At 65.6% G+C, this 20,882-nt stretch carries 19 protein-coding genes and 1 pseudogene; 9 read left to right on the top strand and 11 right to left on the bottom strand.

What is annotated here, in order from left to right; genetic code table 11:
• Nucleotides 1-19: 19 nt before the first annotated feature.
• The gene (locus E4P29_RS13850; protein ID WP_135045867.1) at nt 20-862 is read right to left on the bottom strand and encodes an inositol monophosphatase family protein; all 843 of its coding nucleotides are present in this window, start codon (nt 860-862) and stop codon (nt 20-22) included.
• A gap of 255 nt (nt 863-1,117) precedes the next feature.
• On the opposite strand from E4P29_RS13850, the gene ppgK reads away from it, so the two are divergent.
• Together ppgK and E4P29_RS13840 are read left to right on the top strand one after the other, a co-directional pair.
• Nucleotides 1,118-1,942 carry a polyphosphate--glucose phosphotransferase gene (gene ppgK, locus E4P29_RS13845; protein WP_135045512.1) on the top strand — a complete coding sequence of 275 codons (825 nt, stop codon included), beginning with the start codon at nt 1,118-1,120 and terminating at the stop codon, nt 1,940-1,942.
• Nucleotides 1,943-2,102: 160 nt separating this feature from the next.
• A complete protein-coding gene (locus E4P29_RS13840) occupies nt 2,103-3,446 on the top strand; it encodes an RNA polymerase sigma factor (protein ID WP_135045510.1) in 1,344 nt (447 codons plus the stop codon).
• Nucleotides 3,447-3,523: 77 nt separating this feature from the next.
• Here E4P29_RS13840 and E4P29_RS13835 read toward each other — a convergent pair whose 3' ends face one another.
• Together E4P29_RS13835 and E4P29_RS13830 are read right to left on the bottom strand one after the other, a co-directional pair.
• Nucleotides 3,524-3,883: a DUF952 domain-containing protein gene (locus tag E4P29_RS13835; RefSeq protein ID WP_135045508.1), complete on the bottom strand. Its 360-nt coding sequence runs from the start codon at nt 3,881-3,883 to the stop codon at nt 3,524-3,526.
• Nucleotides 3,884-3,968: 85 nt separating this feature from the next.
• Nucleotides 3,969-4,898, bottom strand: a complete 930-nt coding sequence (locus tag E4P29_RS13830; RefSeq protein WP_135045506.1) for an EamA family transporter — start codon at nt 4,896-4,898, stop codon at nt 3,969-3,971.
• Nucleotides 4,899-5,131: 233 nt separating this feature from the next.
• On the opposite strand from E4P29_RS13830, the gene E4P29_RS13825 reads away from it, so the two are divergent.
• Complete coding sequence (locus E4P29_RS13825; RefSeq protein WP_027496884.1) at nt 5,132-5,326, top strand: hypothetical protein; 195 nt, start codon at nt 5,132-5,134, stop codon at nt 5,324-5,326.
• A gap of 155 nt (nt 5,327-5,481) precedes the next feature.
• On the opposite strand, the gene E4P29_RS13820 is transcribed toward E4P29_RS13825, so the two are convergent.
• A complete protein-coding gene (locus E4P29_RS13820) occupies nt 5,482-7,221 on the bottom strand; it encodes a DEAD/DEAH box helicase (RefSeq protein WP_135045865.1) in 1,740 nt (579 codons plus the stop codon).
• A gap of 191 nt (nt 7,222-7,412) precedes the next feature.
• Here E4P29_RS13820 and E4P29_RS13815 point away from each other — a divergent pair, with 191 nt between their 5' ends.
• Nucleotides 7,413-8,477: a YihY/virulence factor BrkB family protein gene (locus tag E4P29_RS13815; RefSeq protein ID WP_245154320.1), complete on the top strand. Its 1,065-nt coding sequence runs from the start codon at nt 7,413-7,415 to the stop codon at nt 8,475-8,477.
• Nucleotides 8,478-8,515: 38 nt separating this feature from the next.
• Here the strand turns inward: E4P29_RS13815 and E4P29_RS13810 are convergent, their stop codons facing one another.
• Nucleotides 8,516-8,752 carry a DUF3039 domain-containing protein gene (locus E4P29_RS13810; protein WP_135045504.1) on the bottom strand — a complete coding sequence of 79 codons (237 nt, stop codon included), beginning with the start codon at nt 8,750-8,752 and terminating at the stop codon, nt 8,516-8,518.
• 91 nt (nt 8,753-8,843) lie between these two features.
• Here E4P29_RS13810 and E4P29_RS13805 point away from each other — a divergent pair, with 91 nt between their 5' ends.
• The 3 genes from E4P29_RS13805 to E4P29_RS13795 all read left to right on the top strand — a co-directional run bounded on the left by E4P29_RS13805 (nt 8,844) and on the right by E4P29_RS13795 (nt 11,880).
• Nucleotides 8,844-9,212, top strand: a complete 369-nt coding sequence (locus E4P29_RS13805) for a DUF3099 domain-containing protein (RefSeq protein WP_027496880.1) — start codon at nt 8,844-8,846, stop codon at nt 9,210-9,212.
• 33 nt (nt 9,213-9,245) lie between these two features.
• Nucleotides 9,246-10,739, top strand: coding sequence for a class I SAM-dependent methyltransferase (locus E4P29_RS13800; protein WP_135045502.1), 1,494 nt, complete (start codon nt 9,246-9,248; stop codon nt 10,737-10,739).
• A gap of 169 nt (nt 10,740-10,908) precedes the next feature.
• Nucleotides 10,909-11,880 carry a sigma-70 family RNA polymerase sigma factor gene (locus E4P29_RS13795; protein ID WP_027496878.1) on the top strand — a complete coding sequence of 324 codons (972 nt, stop codon included), beginning with the start codon at nt 10,909-10,911 and terminating at the stop codon, nt 11,878-11,880.
• A 138-nt stretch (nt 11,881-12,018) separates the two neighbouring features.
• On the opposite strand, the gene E4P29_RS13790 is transcribed toward E4P29_RS13795, so the two are convergent.
• Nucleotides 12,019-14,703, bottom strand: coding sequence for a bifunctional GNAT family N-acetyltransferase/acetate--CoA ligase family protein (locus E4P29_RS13790; RefSeq protein ID WP_135045862.1), 2,685 nt, complete (start codon nt 14,701-14,703; stop codon nt 12,019-12,021).
• 37 nt (nt 14,704-14,740) lie between these two features.
• Nucleotides 14,741-16,009 (bottom strand): acetoin utilization protein AcuC, encoded by a 1,269-nt coding sequence (locus E4P29_RS13785; protein ID WP_135045501.1) that lies wholly within the window; start codon nt 16,007-16,009, stop codon nt 14,741-14,743.
• A gap of 185 nt (nt 16,010-16,194) precedes the next feature.
• Here E4P29_RS13785 and E4P29_RS13780 point away from each other — a divergent pair, with 185 nt between their 5' ends.
• Together E4P29_RS13780 and galE are read left to right on the top strand one after the other, a co-directional pair.
• Nucleotides 16,195-16,881 carry a metal-dependent transcriptional regulator gene (locus E4P29_RS13780; protein WP_027496875.1) on the top strand — a complete coding sequence of 229 codons (687 nt, stop codon included), beginning with the start codon at nt 16,195-16,197 and terminating at the stop codon, nt 16,879-16,881.
• 46 nt (nt 16,882-16,927) lie between these two features.
• Nucleotides 16,928-17,908, top strand: a complete 981-nt coding sequence (gene galE / locus E4P29_RS13775; RefSeq protein ID WP_135045500.1) for a UDP-glucose 4-epimerase GalE — start codon at nt 16,928-16,930, stop codon at nt 17,906-17,908.
• A 12-nt stretch (nt 17,909-17,920) separates the two neighbouring features.
• Here the strand turns inward: galE and E4P29_RS13770 are convergent, their stop codons facing one another.
• From E4P29_RS13770 to E4P29_RS13755, 4 genes and pseudogenes are all read right to left on the bottom strand, one after another.
• Complete coding sequence (locus tag E4P29_RS13770; RefSeq protein ID WP_135045499.1) at nt 17,921-19,036, bottom strand: DUF4192 domain-containing protein; 1,116 nt, start codon at nt 19,034-19,036, stop codon at nt 17,921-17,923.
• Nucleotides 19,037-19,203: 167 nt separating this feature from the next.
• Nucleotides 19,204-19,878, bottom strand: coding sequence for a DUF5642 family protein (locus E4P29_RS13765; RefSeq protein WP_245154337.1), 675 nt, complete (start codon nt 19,876-19,878; stop codon nt 19,204-19,206).
• A gap of 148 nt (nt 19,879-20,026) precedes the next feature.
• Complete coding sequence (locus tag E4P29_RS13760; RefSeq protein ID WP_135045496.1) at nt 20,027-20,659, bottom strand: MBL fold metallo-hydrolase; 633 nt, start codon at nt 20,657-20,659, stop codon at nt 20,027-20,029.
• Nucleotides 20,656-20,882 (bottom strand): annotated as a pseudogene (locus E4P29_RS13755) (S-(hydroxymethyl)mycothiol dehydrogenase); the annotation flags it as partial. The gene E4P29_RS13760 and the pseudogene E4P29_RS13755, both read right to left, overlap by 4 nt.

Here is a 20,882-nt window from a genome sequence, read left to right as displayed (position 1 = left end):
GATCAGTCGGGCTCGTCGGTCAGGTCGGAATCGGATCGAGTGCACCGACGGTTCGCAGGGCGGCAGTCAGGGGTTCGGCAATTCCCGGGGCCATCGCCACGGTGACGACCCCGTCCGCACTCGTCGACGTCGCTGCGGGTACCTCGACGAGTGCTCCGGCCTCCGTAGCGATCAGCGACCCCGCCGCCCAGTCCCACGGGCTCAGCCCGTGCTCGAAGTGAGCGTCGACGGCACCGGACGCCACCATGCACAGATCCAGTGCTGCAGAGCCGATCCGGCGAATGTCGCGCACTGTCGGCAGTAGTTCGGCAATGATCGCGCCCTGCGCCGCGCGGCGTCGTGATCCGTATCCGAATCCGGTGGCCAACAACGTCATCGACAGTTCGGTCACGCCCGAACACTGCAGCCGTTCGATCCGACCGTCTGCGTACCGAGCCGTCGACCCGTGCCCCCGTGCGGCGGAATAGACCACGTCGCGGGCCACGTCGACGACGGCCCCCGCCACGCTCACGCCGTCGATCTGCGCTGCGACCGAGACCGCGTACGCGGGAATTCCATACATGAAGTTGACGGTTCCGTCGATCGGATCCAGTACCCAACGAACTCCGTCGACGGAGTCGTCTCCGCCACCTTCCTCCTCCCCGAGGACGGCATCGGTGGGACGCAGCTGCGCCAGCAATTCGCGAAGAACACGTTCGGTTTCGGTGTCCACGACGGTGACCGGATCGGTCGGCGTGCTCTTCGACTGGACGGCCGCTCCCTCTACGTCGGGACTGCCACCGAACACCTGCGGACGGCGGGTTCGGACGTGCTCGGCTGCCTGCGTGGCAACCCGAACGGCAACCCCGCGTAGTACCTCCACATCACGTGTCGTCGAATCGGTATCCGACCGTCCTGAGGCTGCCGGCGTACCCGGCAATTGCTCAGTGGCGGTGTGGGTCTGCGTTCCGTCATGTTTCGGCACAGGTACATCGCAACACACTTCGGCAGTGCGACACCACCGAAGTACTCGGCTCGCCGTCCGCTGCAGCGTCGGCGTCCCGCCGACGAAGACTCGGCACTATTGTTCGGAAGCGACGGCACACACGAATTCGATCAGGCCAGGAGCGGCATCGACATGACACAGCCAGGTTCGGACAACAGCACCGCGGGGACGGCCGAGCGTCACGGGTTCGGCGTGGACGTCGGTGGCAGCGGCATCAAGGGCGGCATCGTCGATTTGAACACCGGTGAGCTCGTGGGCGATCGCTACAAGATCGAGACCCCTCAGCCCTCGACCCCCGACGCCGTCGCGCGGACCGTGGCAGAGATCGTCGCGCATTTCGAGTGGACCGGACCGATCGGCGTCACCCTGCCCGCGGTGGTCACCAACGGTGTGGCGCGGTCGGCCGCGAACATCGACAAGAGCTGGATCGACACCGATGCGCGCGCACTGTTCGCGAAGGCCATCGGAAACGAGAACATCACCGTCCTCAACGATGCGGATGCCGCCGGGGTCGCCGAGGACAAGTACGGCGGCGGCAAGGGCAAGGACGGGGTCGTCGTTCTGCTCACCTTCGGTACCGGGATCGGTTCCGCCGTTCTGCACAACGGAGTTCTGCTGCCGAACACCGAGTTCGGCCACATGGAGATCGGCGGCAAGGAGGCCGAGCACCGCGCGGCGTCCTCGGTGAAGGAGAACAAGGGGCTGTCCTACAAGGAGTGGGCGAAAGAGGTCTCCACTGTGCTCGCGACGTTCGAAGCGCTGCTGTGGCCCGATCTGTTCATCGCCGGTGGCGGAATCAGCCGCAAGAGCGAGAAGTGGATTCCGCACCTGACCAACCGAACTCCGGTGGTCCCCGCAACCCTGCTGAACACGGCGGGAATCGTCGGCGCGGCCCTGGCGGCGGACAGTGCCGTCGCGTCCGCCGAGACCGGTACATCGGCCGGATCGCCGCACTGACACGCGGTGTCGCCACCCGCGTAGGACGAGGGTAGGTAACAAACTCCTGAGAGGTCGTTACAATGGTGTGTGCCGGTACGCAGCCGGCCGAATCCGAAGACCTCTCCGCCGGAAACAACTCTGGCGTGACGCCGCACGACTTCGTCACGAAAGGGCGTACGTGGCAGCCACCGATATCCGTCAGACCGTAGATTCCGAACCTGGAACTGCGACACCTGAACCTGCTGTCAAGGCACCCGCCGCGAAGGCACCCGCCGCGAAGGCACCGGCTAAGAAGGCACCGGCCAAACGTGCCGCCGCCAAGAAGGCACCGGCCAAGAAGGCCGCAGCGAAGAAGACAGCAGCTACCGCCACCGGCGACGACGTAGACGAGAGCACCCCGGGAATCGAAGACATCGATATTTCCGAAGGTGACCTCGCCGCCGCAGCGAACGACGTCGTCGAGGTCGTCGCAGCCGGTGACGACACCGAAGAGGACGCAACGAGCGAACCGACCGCCGAGGACAAGGCGTCGGGCGACTTCGTCTGGGACGAAGAGGAATCCGAAGCGCTGCGCCAGGCCCGCAAGGACGCCGAGCTCACCGCATCGGCGGACTCGGTCCGCGCGTACCTCAAGCAGATCGGCAAGGTCGCCCTCCTCAACGCCGAGGAAGAGGTCGAGCTCGCCAAGCGCATCGAGGCTGGTCTGTTCGCCGTCGAGAAGATGCGCGAGTCCGCCGAGAAGGGCGAGAAGCTCCCCGTCGCCCAGCGGCGTGACATGACCTGGATCTGCCGTGACGGCAACCGCGCCAAGAATCACCTGCTCGAGGCAAACCTCCGTCTCGTCGTCTCGCTGGCCAAGCGCTACACCGGCCGCGGCATGGCGTTCCTGGACCTCATCCAGGAGGGCAACCTGGGCCTGATCCGCGCAGTCGAGAAGTTCGACTACACCAAGGGCTACAAGTTCTCGACGTATGCCACCTGGTGGATCCGCCAGGCCATCACCCGTGCCATGGCAGACCAGGCCCGCACCATTCGTATCCCGGTGCACATGGTCGAGGTCATCAACAAGCTCGGACGCATCCAGCGTGAGCTCCTGCAGGATCTGGGCCGCGAGCCCACTCCGGAGGAACTCGCCAAGGAGATGGACATCACGCCCGAGAAGGTGCTGGAGATCCAGCAGTACGCGCGTGAGCCGATTTCCCTCGACCAGACCATCGGTGACGAGGGTGACAGCCAGCTCGGCGACTTCATCGAGGACTCCGAGGCGGTCGTCGCGGTCGACGCGGTCTCGTTCACGCTTCTGCAGGATCAGCTTCAGTCGGTGCTCGAGACGCTCTCCGAGCGCGAAGCAGGCGTGGTCCGCCTCCGCTTCGGCCTCACCGATGGACAGCCCCGCACCCTCGACGAGATCGGGCAGGTGTACGGAGTCACCCGCGAGCGAATTCGTCAGATCGAGTCCAAGACGATGTCGAAGCTGCGGCACCCGTCGCGGTCCCAGGTTCTGCGCGACTACCTGGACTGACAATTATCGAACGACAAGCGACCGTCGATCTTCGGATCGGCGGTCGCTTTCGTTTCCGGCGACTCCCAGGGGTTCGGTCAGAGCACAGGCGTCTCGAAATCCCCGGCGGGCCCCGGGCGGTACTCGACGGCGGCAGTGACGGCCTCGAGCGGTAGCGGTCCGTACAGGTGCGGAAAGAGCATCGATTGCGGGTCGGACGGCACACCCGGCTCCCATCGCAGCGGCGCACTCAACCGCGCTGGGTCCACCGTGAGCAGCACCAGATCGGTGCGTCCTGAGAAGAGGCGATTCGCAGGCAGATGCACCTGCGCGGGCGTGGAGAGATGAACGAAACCCAGTTCGGCGAACGACTCGGGAGTGTAGTCGGTACCGCCCCGGATCCTCGACCACTCCTCCGTGGTGCACAGATGTACGAGGACGTCGGTTGGATCGGTCACATCGCCATTGTGCCGGGTTCCAGGGGCCTCGCGTCCCCTACCCCCGCGCGTCCCCGAGCCGTGTCCTCGAAGTGTCAGGGCGGTCTCAGGGCGGGGGCAGCGTGGGTGCCCCACCGCGCGCTCGGCCCGGCAGGCCGCCGAGCACCACTGCGGCGATGACGGCCACGATCCCCACGGACTCGAGCAGCGTCGGTACCTGGGTCAGCACCACGGCACCGACGACGGTCGCCGTCGCAGGCAGCAACGCCAACAGCAACGCGAAGCGGGCCCGCCCCACTCGTACCAGGACGTACTGGTCGAGAACGTACGGAACGACGCTCGACAGCAATCCGACGCCCAGGCCAAGAACCCAGATGCGCCAGTCGCTCAGAACGTCGGTGTGCGCGAATGCGAACGGTGCGAACAGCGGCACGGCGAGGAGCACCGATGCGATACCGAAACCGGCAGCCATGTCGTCGAGCCCCTGCCCGGCGTCGGCCACGGACTTGCCCAGCACGATGTACGCCGCCCACAGCGCCGCCGAACCGAGCGCGAACGCAATTCCGATCAATCCCACCTCGCCGCCCTCGAACTGCGCCGACGCGATGGCAGCAACACCGGCGACGACCAGAACGACCGCGAGTGCATCGGTGAGCTTCCGAGAACCTGCTGCGGCGACAACGATCGGGCCCAGAAACTCGATGGCAACCGCCGCGCCCAGAGGCAGTCGAGCGATGGCCTCGTAGAACATCACGTTCATGCCGATAGTGGCGGCCCCGAACGCGGCAGCTGTCACCGTGCGTCGAGCCGTCCATACGGATCCGGCACCGCCGCGTCGACGCCACGGCCTACGCCAGGCGATCAGGACGACAGCGGCACCGAAGCCGCGCAACCAGGCCACCGCAGCCGGGTTCACCGTGTCGAAGAGGAACACTCCGATGGCCGCGCCGACATACATGCACACGGCACCGATCACGAACAGCGACGGAATACCCAGCCTCGAAGCGCCGGACAGCGAGGAAGAAGTCGAAGCCACACCGGGACCCTACTGGTGCCACCCGTCCGATTCCGTATCAGCTGTCAGCGAACAGGATCTACGGCGTTCCTGCTCGTAGGACATGTTTCGTGTTAGTGACAACACAAAGAAACGCGCTCGGGAACAACGCGTGACCGCCATACGTCTGACAGAGTGAACGAACCGCGCCATACCGACGCGGCGGACCGGCCCCAGGCGAACGGGACATTCCCGCAAGCCAGTACGGAGGAGTCATGCCCGGAACATTGACCAGCCCACAATTGACAGCAGCGGACCGGTGCGACCGGTGCGGTGCAGGGGCTCGCGCGCGTGTCGTGCTCTCGACCGGTGGAGAGCTTCTCTTCTGCGGTCACCACGCCACCGAGCACGAAGCCCGCTTGCGTGAAGTGAACGCAACGGTGATGACCGAATCGGACTCCACGGTGTAACCCACCGACTCGTCGGGGGACGCCAGTTCGCCACAGCTGTACCGATACAACTGCATCAACGCACCAACGCACGATCACAACGACGGACGGTCTCTGGACCGTCCGTCGTTGTCGTTCACGGGCACAGTCCGCCGGCAGCACTCGTTCGTCGGGTGCTACATCTTGCGCAACTGCGCTATTCGCTCACTCAGCTGCTCCGCCGATGCCATGGCCGTCGGCGGGCCACCGCAGATGCGACGCAGATCGCCGTGAATGACCCCGTGCGGCTTCCCCGTCCGGTGGTGGTACACCGCAACCAAACTGTTCAGTTCCCGCCTCAGGCCGGCCAGCTGGCCGGCACTGGTGGCCCTGTCGTTGACGACGGCAGGCGCGGGGACCGCCGGGCCCGGAGCGGGTTTGTCGATCTGCTCCTGCTGACGCTGGCGAAGCAGATCGCGCATCTGCGTCGCGTCGAGGAGGCCGGGGAGCCCGAGGTAGTCGGCTTCCTCGTCGCTGCCCGAGAACGTCGCAGTTCCGAACGAGGAACCGTCGTAGATCACCTGATCCAGCTCGGCATCCGCGCCGAGGGAGGTGTACGCCTTCTCTTCCTCGCCCAGCTCGTCCTTCTGCTTGTTCGCGTCCGCCAACAGCTCGTCGTCGAAGCCGTCCTTCTCGCGGTGGGGCTTGCCGAGAATATGGTCACGCTGAGCCTCGAGCTGCGAGGCGAGATCCAGCAGGACCGGCACCGACGGCAGGAATACGCTCGCTGTCTCGCCTTTTCGGCGTGATCGCACGAAGCGTCCGATGGCCTGCGCGAAATACAGCGGAGTCGATGCACTGGTGGCGTAGACGCCGACGGCGAGACGCGGAACGTCGACACCCTCGGACACCATGCGGACAGCGACCATCCATCGCTGATCGCTCTTGCCGAACTCGGCGATACGAGCCGAGGACGTGGGGTCGTCGGAGAGTACGAGAGTCGGCGTCTCCCCCGTGATCACCTCGATCAGCTTCGCGTAGGCCCGCGCCACGGTCTGGTCGGTCGCGATCACGAGACCACCTGCGTCGGGCATACCGCCCGACCGCAACTGTGCCAATCGCGTGTTCGCAGCCAGGAGCACCGCTGGCATCCAGTCGCCCTGTGGGTCGAGGGCGGTACGCCAGGCCCGTGCGGTCTGCTCCGCATTCAGCGGCTCACCCAGACGAGCGGTGTACTCCTCGCCTGCGCTGTCCCGCCACCGTGCCTCGCCGGAGTACGCGAGGAAGACGACCGGGCGAACGACGCCGTCGGCGAGGGCGTCGGAGTAGCCGTACGCGTGGTCGGCCTTCGACCGCATCAGGCCGTCCTGATCCGGTTCGTAATTGACGAACGGAATGGGACTGTCGTCGCTGCGGAACGGAGTACCCGTCAACGCCAGGCGTCGGGTGGCGTCGCCGAACGCTTCGCGGATGCCCTCGCCCCAGCTTTTCGCGTCACCACCGTGGTGGATCTCGTCGAGGATCACCAGAGTCTTGCGGGACTCCGTGCGCACTCGGTGCTTGAACGGGTGCGAGGCGATCTGCGCGTAGGTCACCACCACACCGTGGTAGTCACTCGACGTCTGACCGGTCGAGTTCGAGAAGCGTGAGTCCAAGGCGATGCCCACCCGCGCCGCCGACTCGGCCCACTGATGCTTGAGGTGCTCGGTGGGTGCCACCACCGTCACCTGATCGACGGTGCGGTGCGCGAGCAGTTCTGCGGCGACGCGCAGAGCGAACGTGGTCTTACCTGCACCCGGGGTCGCCACCGCCAGGAAGTCCTTGGGCGAGGCAACGAGATACTTCGTCAGCGCGCGTCTCTGCCAGGCGCGTAGTGGTGCCCCGCCGGCGACGGGCGCAGCCGACTGATCGGTGGATGATGGTGTGGGATCGAACATGTCAGCGCTCACTGGCCGCCGGTTCCTGGCATCGATGTAAATTCCTCGCGCTCTCGGTAGCCCTGCAGTGTCCGCCGAGGAGCCTATCGCTCCGTACCGACGGATCCCGCATCGCTGGGGTGATGTCGGACGCGACACGGCGCGCCGGTCGTTAGGCGAAGTCGGCATCGGTCAGGAATGCTGGAGGGACCATGAGCGCGTCTGCAGGCCGAACTCCCACACCGGCACGATCGTCGGCGAGAAACCCGCTACGTGCGGTGTGGAAAGTGACTCTGCGCACTCTCGGCAAGGCCTGGGACGATTCGATCTTCAGCAAGGCAGCGACCGCAGCCTTCTGGCAGACACTGTCGCTACCTCCCCTTCTGCTCGGGGTGCTGGGCAGTCTCGGTTTCGTCGGAGGTTGGTTCGGACCCAACACCGTCGACATCATCGAGTCGAAGATCATCACCTTCAGCAACACGCTGTTCAGCAGCAGTGTCGTCGATCAGATCATCGCGCCGACCGTCCGAGACGTACTCGCTCAGGGCAGCGGAGAAATCGTCTCGGTCGGCTTCCTGCTGTCGCTGTGGGCGGGCTCGTCCGCGATCTCCACGTTCGTGGACTCCATCGTCGAGGCACACGGGCAGGCCGACGCGCGAAATCCCGTCTGGCAGCGGTTCTTCGCACTGCTCCTCTACGTCGGCTTTCTGGTCATCGCGGTGTTCGTGCTGCCGCTCGTCGCACTCGGACCGGTGTACGTCCAGCAGATACTGCCCGATTCGTGGCTGACCGTCGGCAGCGAACTCGTCGACTTCCTGTACTACCCCGCCGTCGGGTTGCTGCTGATCATCGGCCTGACCACGTTGTACAAGCTGGCGCTGCACACGTCATTGCCCTGGCATCGTCTGCTCGGCGGAGCACTGCTTGCCGGCGTGTTCTTCATGATTGCCAGCGCCGTACTTCGCCGGTACCTGACCTGGGTCACCAGCACCGGCTACACCTACGGTGCGCTGGCAACTCCGATCGCGTTTCTGCTCTTCACGTTCTTCCTCGGCTTCGCCGTCGTCCTCGGAGCCGAGTTCAACGCCACGATCCAGGAGTTCTGGCCGGCCAGAGCAACCCGAATGGATCAAATGCGTGAGTGGCTCGCTGCTCAGGCAGCTGCGGACGACAAGCCATCGGGACCGGTGACCGCAGTCGCGCGACGTCTGGCCACAGGGCCGATCAAAGTGGTCGGCGATCGGCAGCGATCCGACCGGCCCGAACCGTCTCCGTGACAGTCGGGTCCGGCGGAGTCACCATCGGACGCGAGCCGTCACTCGCCCTTCTTGAGGCCCTCGTAGATCTTCTTGCAGTCCGGGCACACCGGTGAGCCCGGTTTTGCAGACTTGGTGACAGGAAACACCTCGCCGCACAGCGCTACCACATGCGTACCCATGACGGCGCTCTCGGCGATCTTGTTCTTCTTGACGTAATGGAAGAATTTCGGCCGGTCATCGTCGGTGGTTTCGTCCGGTGCGATGTCGGGACGGTCCTTCGTCTGAGTGCTCATGAACACAGATTAATCCGTCGCCACACTGTGTTCGAACCGGTCGCACAGCTCGTCGTATGCAATCTGTGAGCGGTAGTGCCACAGTGGAGGTATGACGAGAACCCCAGGGTTCGACGGAAGCGCGTACAGCGACTCGCCGGATGGGCCCGTCCTGATCACCGAGGCGCAACAGTCGGTGGAAGAGCAGCACAAAGCGCGTGTCCGCAAGTACATGTTCATCATGTCCTTCCGCATACCGGCCTTGGTGCTCGCTGCACTGGCATACGGAATGTGGATGAACCCATGGATTTCCATGGCGATCGTCGGTCTGTCCATTCCGCTCCCCTGGATGGCAGTGTTGATCGCGAACGATCGGCCGCCGCGCACCAAGGACGAGATGAGCCGTTACGACTACCGGACCATCGACAGTCCGGCCATCGAATCGAGCAACCACCGCGTGATCGAAGCCGGCGAGGACTGACAGGGAGCCGACAGTCGGTGCGACACTTGCTCGGTGAATGCACACAATCCTCCGTCTCCACTCGTCGCTGCCGCCGCTGCCCTCCGTGAAGCCTTCGATCGCACGGGCTACGACGCCGACGGCGTTCTGACGCTGCTGGGCCCAGACGCCCATGCCGCACTGGGACGCAGCGAACCGGTTCCGGTCCGCAACGCGAGCCGAGGCGGCGGAGATCTGGGTGTGTTGGTGCGACTGTTCCTTCTGGTCGACGACTGTCCCGAGCACGAAGTTGCGGCCGCTCTCGCACCTCTGACCGTCGCCGAAGCACTCGCGGCCGGCATTCTCACTAGCACCGGATCCTCGGTGCGCACCGCGCTCGACATCAGGCCCCTCGACGCCGGGCACGGTACCCGGTGGATCGTCTCCGATCCCGACGGCAGCATGCGCGTCGCCGAGACGGCGACCGATCATGTCCTCGGCGTCGGCCAGGCGTCGCTGTCGTTGCTGCGCGGGACGCCGACCTCGGCTGTGGAGTCCGTGCTGGACGTAGGAACCGGATGCGGCGTCCAAGCCGTCCACGCGTGTGACTACGCCACGACGGTGACCGCGACCGACATCAGCCCGCGATCGATGGATCTGGCGGCGGCGACGATGGCCCTCAACGGTCTCGACGTCGAACTGCTGCACGGGTCGTGGTTCGAGCCGGTGGCCGGACGTACGTTCGATCGGATCGTCGCCAATCCCCCGTTCGTCGTCGGGCGCGCCGAAGTACTGCACTCGTATCGCGATTCGGGCCTCGATCTCGACGGGGCGAGCGCGTTGATGATCGCGCAGGCACCCGAGCACCTCACCCTCGGTGGGACCGCCGCCATCCTCGCGTCGTGGGTGCACATCGAAGGCGAGGACTGGCGTACCAGGGTGGCTTCCTGGCTTCCCTCCTACGGGGTCGACGCCTGGGTGGTCGAGCGTGACGTGGCAGACCCCGCTCTGTATGTGGGCACCTGGATGCGCGACGGCGGTCTGGACCCGCGCGATCCCAATGCGGCCGCGGTGGCCCAGTCCTGGCTCGATCATTTCGCCGCTGCGGGTGTCGAGGGCGTCGGTTTCGGGTTCGTCTATCTACGCAAGACGGACTCTCCGACGGATCTGCTCGCCGAGGAGTTGACGCACGGGTTCTCCGACCCGCTCGGGAACGAGTCGCTCGAGTACTTTTCTCGGCTCGAATGGCTTCGTGACAACGACATTCTCGACTCGGTACTGACTCTCGACCCCAACACCGCGCTCGAACGGGTGTTTCTTCCCGGCGACGAGGGCTGGGCTCCGGTGGCGATCCGTGTCCACCGGGGAAACGGACCACAGTGGCAGCACGACATCGACGAGCTCGGTGCCGCGCTTCTTGCGGGCCTGCGTCCGGATGGGCTCGCGGTGGGCGAACTGGTCGAGCTGCTCGCCGCTGCGCACGGTGAGGATGCCGACGAATTGGCGGGGCATGCGGTGACGCTGATGCAGGGTCTGGTGCGGCACGGACTCGTGTTGCCGGCTCGCTGAACAGACCTGGGGCTGCGCTGCCGTTCCCGCTGCGAACGTTCTCAGCAACTTCTCAGGACGGACCCGCCGTATTCCCTGTTCAGGCGGGTATCACCAGGATCGGCGTGGGAACTTATCGGAGCGTCCCGAGCGTTGAACCTGTGAGACACCACCGACCAGGAGGCAAGTCATGACCAGCCCCAGCACCACGATTCGTCCGCGGCCCACCGATGCCGATCTGGACGCCCAGAGCCCAGCAGCCGATCTCGTTCGCGTGTACCTCAACGGCATCGGCCGCACCGCGTTGCTGACGGCTGAAGAAGAGGTCGACCTGGCCAAGAGGATCGAGGCAGGTCTGTATGCCAAGCAGGTCCTCGAGAACACGAAACGGTTGAGCGCGGTCAAGAAGCGCAACTTGGCGATCATCGTGCGGGACGGAAGCGCGGCGCGCAGCCATCTGCTCGAAGCAAACCTCCGGTTGGTCGTCTCGCTCGCAAAGCGCTACACCGGTCGCGGAATGCCGCTGCTCGACCTGATCCAGGAAGGCAACCTGGGTCTGATTCGCGCCATGGAGAAGTTCGACTACGCGAAGGGCTTCAAGTTCTCGACCTACGCAACGTGGTGGATCCGTCAGGCCATCACTCGCGGCATGGCAGATCAGAGCCGAACGATTCGGCTCCCTGTCCACCTCGTCGAGCAGGTCAACAAGCTGGCCCGGATCAAGCGAGAGTTGCATCAGCAGCTCGGACGCGAGGCAACCGACGAAGAGCTGTCGAGTGAATCGGGCATTGCGGTCGAAAAGATCGCCGATCTGCTCGACCACAGCCGGGATCCGGTCAGCCTCGACATGCCGGTGGGCAGCGACGAGGAAGCGCCGCTGGGTGACTTCATCGAGGACTCGGAAGCGACATCCGCCGAGAACGCCGTCATCGCCGGGCTGCTGCACAGCGACGTTCGCGTCGTGCTCGGCACCCTCGACGAACGTGAGCAGCAGGTCATCCGTCTGCGCTACGGCTTGGACGACGGCCAGCCGCGCACCCTCGATCAGATCGGCAAGCTCTTCGGACTGTCTCGCGAGCGCGTGCGTCAGATCGAGCGCGAGGTGATGGTCAAGCTTCGCCAGGGTGACCGCGCCGAGAAGTTGCGTTCGTACGCCAGCTGATTCCGGTTCTCCGACCGGTGGAGCGACGGTGATCACTCCCGTTCGCGCCATCCGACGCGGTGGCCGAACCGACGTTCTTTCCCCCTCGGGACGTCGGTTCGGCCGCCGCCTCTCTCGTTTTCGGCGACACAGTCCTCGTCAACGCAATCGTCGTGGACCCAGGTCTGCCTTCGTCGGTTCGGGTCCGATTCGTACTCGCGCATCGGTGATGTGTGCGCCGTCGGCGGATGCCAGCACCGGTTCGCAAGAGATTTCACGGATGTCGGGAATGTCCTCGGCCAGCGCAGATATGCGCTGGACGAGGTCGATCAGCGCACTCTTGTTGACCGGCACGGCATTTCGATAGCCCGACAGCAGCGGAGCAGCCTTCGGCGCGTCGATCAGCTGTGCCGCTTCGTCCTCGGTCAACGGCAGCACACGATACGCACGGTCGCCCAACAGATCCGAAATCACTCCGGCCAGACCGAACGAGATCAGCGATCCGAACGACGGGTCGTCCTGAACTCGAACCACGCAGCCGATTCCTTTGACTGCCATGCGCTGGACATGCAGCAGTGGCTCTCCGGATTCGGCCGCCAGGTTGCGGTATGCCACACGTACCGCCGAGGCGTCGGCCACGTCCAAGCGGACGCCGCCCAGATCCGGCCGGTGCCGCCACCGCTTCCCTGTCGCTTTGACGGCAACCGGGTACCCCAGTTCGTCGGCCGCCGCGACGGCCTCGCTCTCGTCGGTCACGGCGCGGAACGCCACGACATCGAGGCCGTAGCAGGCCAACAGCTCGGCAGTCTCGAAATCCGACAGCCAGCGCCCTTGGCCACCTGCCGAACGCCAATCCCGGACCAGCTGTTTGGCGCGATCGCCGTCGATGCTCTTGGGCCGAACCAGATTCGACACCGGCCGCGTGCGCCACGACGAGTACCGCCATGCGGCAGCGAGTGCCGCCACGGCTCGTTCAGGGCTCGAGTACGACGGAACCGAGCCGCGAACCGGGTGCCCGCCGGGCCCGCGTACGGCCAGCACATCCGGAATGCCCTCGGTGGCAAGGAATGTCGACAGCACCGGCTTGTCGGACCCCCGGACCGCATTGCCCAACGCAGTCGCGAACGGTTCGACCTCGACCGCGACCGGGGGCACGAACACGACGATCACTGCATCGATGTCGGAGGCGGCGAGTGCCGACGACACGGCCGCGGCAAAATCCTCGGGACCGGCCTGCGGTCCGACGTCGGTCGGGATATCGGCATGCAAGCCTTTGGCGCGAGCGGCGTCGACGGCCAGGACCCCCAGGGCCGTCGAGTTGCCCACGACGGCCACGCGCGGGCCGGCCGGTAGCGGTTGGTTGCCGAACAGTACTGCGCAGTCGAACAGTTCGGAGATGGTGTCGACCTGGATCACTCCGGCTTGGGCGAACAACGCTCGGACAATGGAATCGTCGATGTCGGCACCGATGGCGTGCGCGGGTGGCACGGCGCCGCGGCCACTCTTGACCGCGATGATCGGCTTGCTGCGCGCGACCCGTCGTGCGATCCGGGTGAACTTGCGGGGATTTCCGAAGCTCTCCAGGTACAGCAGGATCACCTCGGTCGCCGGGTCGGAGTCCCAGTACTGCAGTAGGTCGTTGCCCGAGACGTCCGCGCGGTTGCCGGCGGAGACGAACGTCGACAGACCCAGTCGGCGGTTGGCTGCCTCGTCGAGAATTGCGATGCCGAGCGCGCCCGACTGGCAGAAGAACCCGACATTGCCCGGGGTCGGTAGATGCGGTGCCAAAGTGGCGTTCAACCCGAACTCCGGGTCGGTGTTCGCGACACCGAGCGCGTTGGGCCCGATCAGCCGCATCCCGTGGGCACGGGCGGCGAGCACCAGCCTGCGCTCGCTCTCCTGCCCCGCAGGCCCGGTCTCGCCGAATCCACCCGACACCACGAGCAGTGCTTTGACACCTTTGTCCAGGCAGTCGTCGAGCACCGCGTCGATGGCATCGGCCGGAACTGCCGCGATAGCGAGGTCCACCGGGTCCGGGATGTCGTGCACGGTGGCGTACGCACGCACGCCGCGCACCGAGCGGTGGTCGGCGTTGACGGGGTACACCGGGCCCGTGAAGTTCCCGGCCAACAGGTTGGCCAGCACCGCGTTGCCCACCTTGGAGCTGTCGGTCGATGCACCGATCACGGCGACCGATCGAGGACTGAGTACGTTGCGAACGCTACGAGCCTCGGCCGCGCGCTCGCGAGAGTTCCGCACCGAGAGCAGTGCCTCGCTCGGATCGATGGCGAATTCGAGCCGCAGGACACCGCCCTCGAAGGAACGGCTCACCTGATATCCGGCCTCCCGGAACACGGTGACCATGTTGCGGTTCTCGGCGAGTACCTCGGCGACGAACATATTCACGCCGTTCTCGGCGGCCGCACCCGCGAGGTGCTCGAGCAGGATGGGCCCCAGTCCGCGGCCTTGGTGGGCGTCGGCGACGACGAACGCGACCTCAGCCGAGTTGCCGTCGCCCTCGGGTAGCCGCTCGTACCGGCCGACCGCGATGATGTCGTCGCCCAGTACTGCAACGAAGGCCACGCGGTCGTGATGGTCGACAGTGGTGAAGTTCAGGACGTCCCGCTGCGGCATCGTCGGATAGGGGCCGAAGTACCGAAGGTATCTGGTGCGCTCCGACAGTCGTCCGTGGAAGGCCACGATGGCCTCGGAGTCCGAGGGCACGATGGGCCGCAGGTGCACGACGCCGCCGTCAGAGGTGAGAACGTCGGCGACCCAGTGGCGCGGAAACTCTGTTTCCGCGCGCTCTCGCGCCAGTTCCTTGCTGCTCTTCTCGTCTGTCACGGCCGCCTGTTCGGCGGCCGGATCGGCACCGGTCGAATCAGTCACGCGGGTCCTCCGGATCCAGTCCGAGCAGCGGAAACACTGCTCGACGAGTGGCGATGATGGCCGAGTCGACGCGTTCGAGTGCCCGGTCGGTGCCGTCCGTTCCGGCCAACGATCCACCGGGACCGTCCCAGGCGGGATAGTCGACGTCCCCACCGTCGCCCATGGTCTGGGGCAGATCCACGCTCGGTGCCATGGTTCTCACCCGCTCGCGCCAGGTGTCGGGCAAAGACGTCGTCGGATCGATGGCGCGGCCGAGGGCAGCGGCGATCAGGTGAGACCAGGCGCGCGGTACCACCCGAACCAAGCCGTACCCGCCTCCCCCGACGGCCAACCACCGTCCCTCCGAGTAGCGGTCCGCAAGGTCGCGCATCGCCAGGAAAGCCGCATTCTGTCCGTCGACGGTGAGCGCGAGGTCTGCGAGCGGATCCTCGCGGTGACTGTCGACACCGCATTGACTGACGATGATCTGCGGGCGGAACGCACCGATCGCGCCCGGAACGATCGCATGAAATGCGCGCAGCCAGAGCCGATCTGCGGTTCCGGGCAGCAGCGGGACGTTGATCGAAGAACCCTCGCCGCGTTCGGTACCTACCTCGGTCGACCAGCCGGTGTTCGGCCACAGGGTTGCCGGATGCTGATGCAACGAGACCGTCAGCACCCGAGGATCACCGAGAAACGCTGCTTGGACGCCATCACCGTGGTGTGCGTCGACGTCGATGTAGGCGATGCGGTCGAACCCGTTGTCGAGCAACCACGAAATGGCGATGGCCGCGTCGTTGTAGACGCAGAAGCCCGAGGCCCAATCGGCCATTGCGTGGTGCATTCCACCGCCGATGCTCACGGCTCTCCTGGCCCGCCCCGACGCGATCTCCCGCGCCGCCGCCAAGGAGCCACCGGTCAGCATCGCGCTGGCCTCGTGCATGTGCGGGAACACCGGGTTGTCGTCGGACCCGAGACCGTGGACGACGTCGTCGGGGTCGCGCAGAGCCGGACCCTGCGACGGCGCGCGCTTGACCGCCTCGATGTACTCGCTGGTGTGGAAACGCAGCAGCTCCGAGTCCGGTGCCGCCGACGGTTCGACCAGCTCCACGCCCGCCAGCACGCCGAGATCGGTGGCGAGGGCCATCGTCAGGTCGAGCCGGGTCGGGTTCATCGGATGGTCGTCGCTCCACCGGTAGCCGAGGTAGTCCGCGCTCCACACGACGATGTCCTGGGGACGGTTGGGGATGGATACGGCGGCGCGTGTCGCCTGATCAGACATACGGACAAAACTACGTTGCCACGCGGGATGGTGTTGCCGGGTTCCGGTGTTGTTTCCGGTACCCGGTTGTGACACGCCACGGCGAGCGGCTTCCGGGGTTGTGGTGCGCCGCGCCCGCGGCCATCGGGTGCAGCACCGATTGAGGGCCGCTGACGGTAGGATCGAGCCCGACGAAGGGGTTGAGTGTGAAGGATCTGGTCGACACCACGGAGATGTACCTCCGGACGATCTACGATTTGGAAGAAGAAGGCGTCATCCCGCTCCGCGCGCGGATCGCCGAGCGGCTGGAGCAGAGTGGTCCCACCGTCAGTCAGACCGTCGCCCGAATGGAGCGCGACGGTCTTCTGTCCGTCGCCGGCGACCGGCATCTGGAGCTGACCGAGAAGGGCCGCAGCTTGGCCGTCGCGGTCATGCGCAAGCACCGTCTCGCGGAGCGTCTGCTCGTCGACATCATCGGACTGCGCTGGGAAGATGTGCACGCCGAGGCGTGCCGTTGGGAACACGTGATGAGCGAGGAGGTCGAGCGCCGGTTGGTCACCGTGCTGAACAACCCGACGACCTCGCCCTACGGTAATCCGATCCCTGGCTTGGCGGAGCTGGGTCTGGGTCAGACGACACTGGCACCGGAGGCTCTCATTCGTCTCACCGACGTCCCGCTCGGCGAGCCTACTGCGGTCGTCGTTCGCCGCTTGGCCGAGCACGTTCAGTCCGACCCCGAGGTCATCGCTCAGCTACGCGAGGCGGGCGTGGTTCCCGACGCGCGGGTTACAGTCGAGGCCAAGCCGGGGTCGGTGACGATCACGGTGCCAGGACACAGTGGTGTCGACATATCCGACGAAATGGCGCATGCCGTTCAGGTGAAGAAGGTCTGATTTCTTCGCACGGACGGCCTCTGCCGCGTGTGAGGGAGATCGAACAGTGAAGCTTCTCGTTACCGGTGGTGCAGGATACGTCGGCAGTGTGTGTGCGGCGGTACTCGACGAGCGCGGCCACGAGGTCGTCGTCGTGGACAACCTGTCCACCGGTAATCGAGACGCCGTTCCCGCCGGGGTCACATTCGTCGAGGGTGACATCAGGGACGTCGCTGCGGAAGTGTTGACGGGCGGCGACTTCGATGCCGTTCTGCATTTCGCAGCGCAGTCGTTGGTGGGCGAGTCGGTCGTGTCGCCGGACAAGTACTGGAGCGGGAACGTAGTGACGTCCCTGGCTCTTCTGGACGCGATCCGTGCCTCCGGCACCCCCAAGTTGGTGTTCTCCTCCACCGCGGCCACCTACGGCGAGCCCGAGAAGACCCCCATCACCGAGGACGACCCCACTCGTCCCACCAACCCGTACGGTGCGACCAAACTCGCGATCGACCACGCCATCACCTCGTATGCAGCGGCCTACGGTCTCGCCGCCACCAGTCTGAGGTACTTCAACGTGGCCGGCGCATACAAGGGTTTCGGTGAGAATCGCGTCGTCGAGACCCATCTCATCCCCATCGTATTGCAGGTCGCCCTCGGTCAGCGAGAGAAGATCTCGGTGTTCGGCACAGACTGGCCCACTCCCGACGGCACAGCCGTTCGTGATTACATCCACGTGGCCGATCTCGCCGAAGCGCACATCCTCGCCGTCGATGCTGCCCAGCCCGGTCGGCACTCCATCTACAACCTCGGCAGCGGCACCGGATTCTCCGTCGACGAGGTCATCTCGTCGTGCAAGCGCGTGACCGGACTGCCCATTGCCGTCGAACATGCACCTCGCAGGCTCGGTGATCCGGCCGTGTTGATCGCATCGAGCGACCGTGCCGTCGAGGAACTGCAGTGGACGCCGGAGCTGACCGATCTCGATCGCATCGTCTCCGATGCGTGGGACTTTCTGCAGCAGCTCGGCGACCGTTCTCACGCGGCTCGCTGAGCAGACTGCAGATCAGCGCCGACCGAACGGGTCACCCGGCAGGCGAATGCCACAGGCTCGCGCACAGGCGAACCCACTCTCGGCGACTTCGCGAACCAGGGCGGGACTGGCACCGACACTGAGCGACCGGTCCAACAGCGACGCCAAACTGTGGGATCTGTCTGCCTTCAAGGCCGCATCGATCGCAATTCGGGCCATCGGGCCGTCTCCTCGCACGTAGGCGCTGAACGCGAGAAGTGTTGCTGCTATTGCTCTTTCGCGGTTCGGAACCACCCGGGTGAGGTGCGCCCAGAATTCCTCGACGACATCTGCATCCTCACCGAGGGTCAGTGCCAGCACCGCGTCCCGGACCTGTACATGCCCGATCGCGACGGCGACCCGCGCGAAGTCGGTCGTCTCGAGCTCGGAGTCGTAGGGAGACCGCGCGAGGTAGGACAACACCGCTGTCAGGTGGTCGGTCAGCGACAGTGCACCGCCACGCCGAAACCGTGCCATCTCGGCGGCGACTGCCTGCACCGTCTCGACCGGGCCGGGTGCGATGAATTGGGCGAGCTCGTCTCTCGATCGTCGCACCGGATAGCCGTCCAGCACTCTGGCCACCGTCAGCGGCGATGCCGTCGGATCGGCTATACGACCGTGCTCCCGTGGGCCCTGTAGCGACCACCAGTGCGCGGCATCGGCAATGGCCGAGGTTGCGAAGGCAGCTTCGAGCCGCACGCCGAACGACGAGAGGGTGACCTCGAGCTCGTTCACCAGCTCCTGAACGTCGAGTGTGTAGTGCGTTCGCTCGTTGCGGCCGAGTCTGTCGTCGACGAACACAGCGATCACCGAGACGATGTTCTCGAATGCGCAATAGCCCGCCAGATAGTCGATGACGTCGAGCATGTCCGGCGTGGCGCGAGTGTCGCTAGCCGCACGTCGATCGGTGTGCTCGCCGGCCAGCACGAGGTCGTGCCGCATAGTCGGGCCGATGCTGGTGCCGCCGTCCTCGAGCGCGATGAGCACCATCGAGCGATGGGGATCGAAGCCGAGCATGGCCGGGATCGCGGCCAACAGTTCGCTCGCGTCACCGATCCGTACGCGGTGTCGACCGGAGTAGGGGTCGTGGGAGTTCGTCGGTGTGTACATGCCTCGAAGTCTTACGAGACTCCGTGACGCCTTCACGGCTCGACCAGGGGCCGAGCAGAACCCTGTGCATGCCGGACACTCTGTGGATGAAACGGCGTGCACCCGCCTCCGTCGAGCAGACCGTGTCGGTCGGCTCTGCTAGGGGCCGCCACCACGGCGGGAGAACGTCAGCTCTGGTTCACTTTCTGCACCGCCGCCGTGAACAGCTCGTCCAGCGTCATCGCATCGGGTGTGGCGGACCCGAAGGACATGAACGTCGCCGAGATCCGCACGCCGTCGACCTGCGCCATCAGGGTCAACATCGACTGGGTGACGGCATCCCCGCCGGTTCCCGACGAGACGGTCTGCCGAACGGCCAGCGTGTCGTCGGCATCTATCGGCGGCGCGGGCGTCAGCGTGGACGTGACTTTCGAGGTGGCACCGGACTTGGTTGCGGTCACCTCGCCGCACTGTTCGAGCTGTTCCTTGCGCGCCGAGAGCGGCTGGTCGACAGCGGTCAGCTCGATGGAGATCGTGGATCGACTGTCGTTGTCGGTGCCGACGATCATCGCAGTCCCGGTCGGGCCGAAGTCCTGGTCCGCGGGTTTGCACCCCGCCGGGCTGACCTCGGCACCGGCCGGTATTCCGCTGAGATCGGGGGCGGCCTGCGAGATGGCCTGCTGGGGCAAGACCAACGCGTCGTACGGGGCCGGGAAGCTCGCCGGGTCGATGAGCAGAGTGTTGAGGTCTGTACCGGATTGCGACGCGGTGGTGCCACCGGCGGTGGGCTCGGCGGTGCCGGTGACGGTCGAGCTGCACCCCACCAGCACGAACGCTCCGATCGCCGCCGACGTGGCAGCGATGGTCAGGCGGGTTCTCCGTGCGGCGCGGCTCACGTGATGTCCTCTTCGGGTTCGTGGGGGCGCCGCAGCGAGCGCTTCGGCGTCCCCACCACTGTCTCACTCCGCCCACCTCGAATGCGGCAGGCGAGCTACGACGGTGTCGTAGGTGTCAGTTCCCGCGGGCGATCCATTCTTCGAGATGCGGAGACTCGTCACCGATACTCGTCCCGTCACCGTGCCCGGTGTTGACCCTGGTCTCGGCAGGCAACGCGAACAACCGGTCCCGGATCGACCCGATGATCGTCGGGAAATCCGAATACGAGCGGCCCGTCGCACCGGGCCCACCCGAGAACAACGTGTCCCCCGAGAACAACTGCCCCGCCTCCGGCACATACAGACACGTCGACCCAGGCGAATGACCAGGAGTATGCAACGCCACGATGTCGGTTCCGGCCACCGTGATGCGCTGCCCGTCCTCGAGAAGCGCATGCCCGACGCCGGGATGCGTCTGTTCCCACAACACATCGTCGGCCGGGTGCAGCAAAATCTGCGCATCCAACTCCGCTGAGAGCTGCGGCGCGACCGTGACGTGATCGTTGTGTCCATGCGTACAAACGATCGCTGTCACCTGTCGACCCGCCACGGCGTCGACGATCGGACCCGCCGTATGTGCAGCATCGACGATCACCACCTCGTCGTCGTCACCGATCAACCAAATGTTGTTGTCCACATCCCACTCGCCACCGTCGAGCGCGAACGTCCCCGACGTGACGACCTTCTCGATCCGGAACTGCCCGCTCACAGGACCACCACCGAACGCAGGACCTTGCCCTCGTGCATCGCGGTGAACGCCGCCTCGATGTCGTCCAGACCGATGCGTTCGGTGACGAACTTCTCGAGCGGCAACCGACCCTGCTCGTACAGATCGACCAACATCGGAAAATCACGTTCCGGCAGACAATCGCCGTACCACGACGACTTCAACGACCCACCCCGGGAAAAGAAATCGATCAACGGCATCTCCA

It is taken from the genome of Rhodococcus sp. 1R11, from assembly GCF_004563845.1.
GTDB lineage: Bacteria > Actinomycetota > Actinomycetes > Mycobacteriales > Mycobacteriaceae > Rhodococcoides.
Note: the sequence above shows the minus strand (reverse complement) of the source record. Positions and strands in the feature narration are given on the sequence as shown.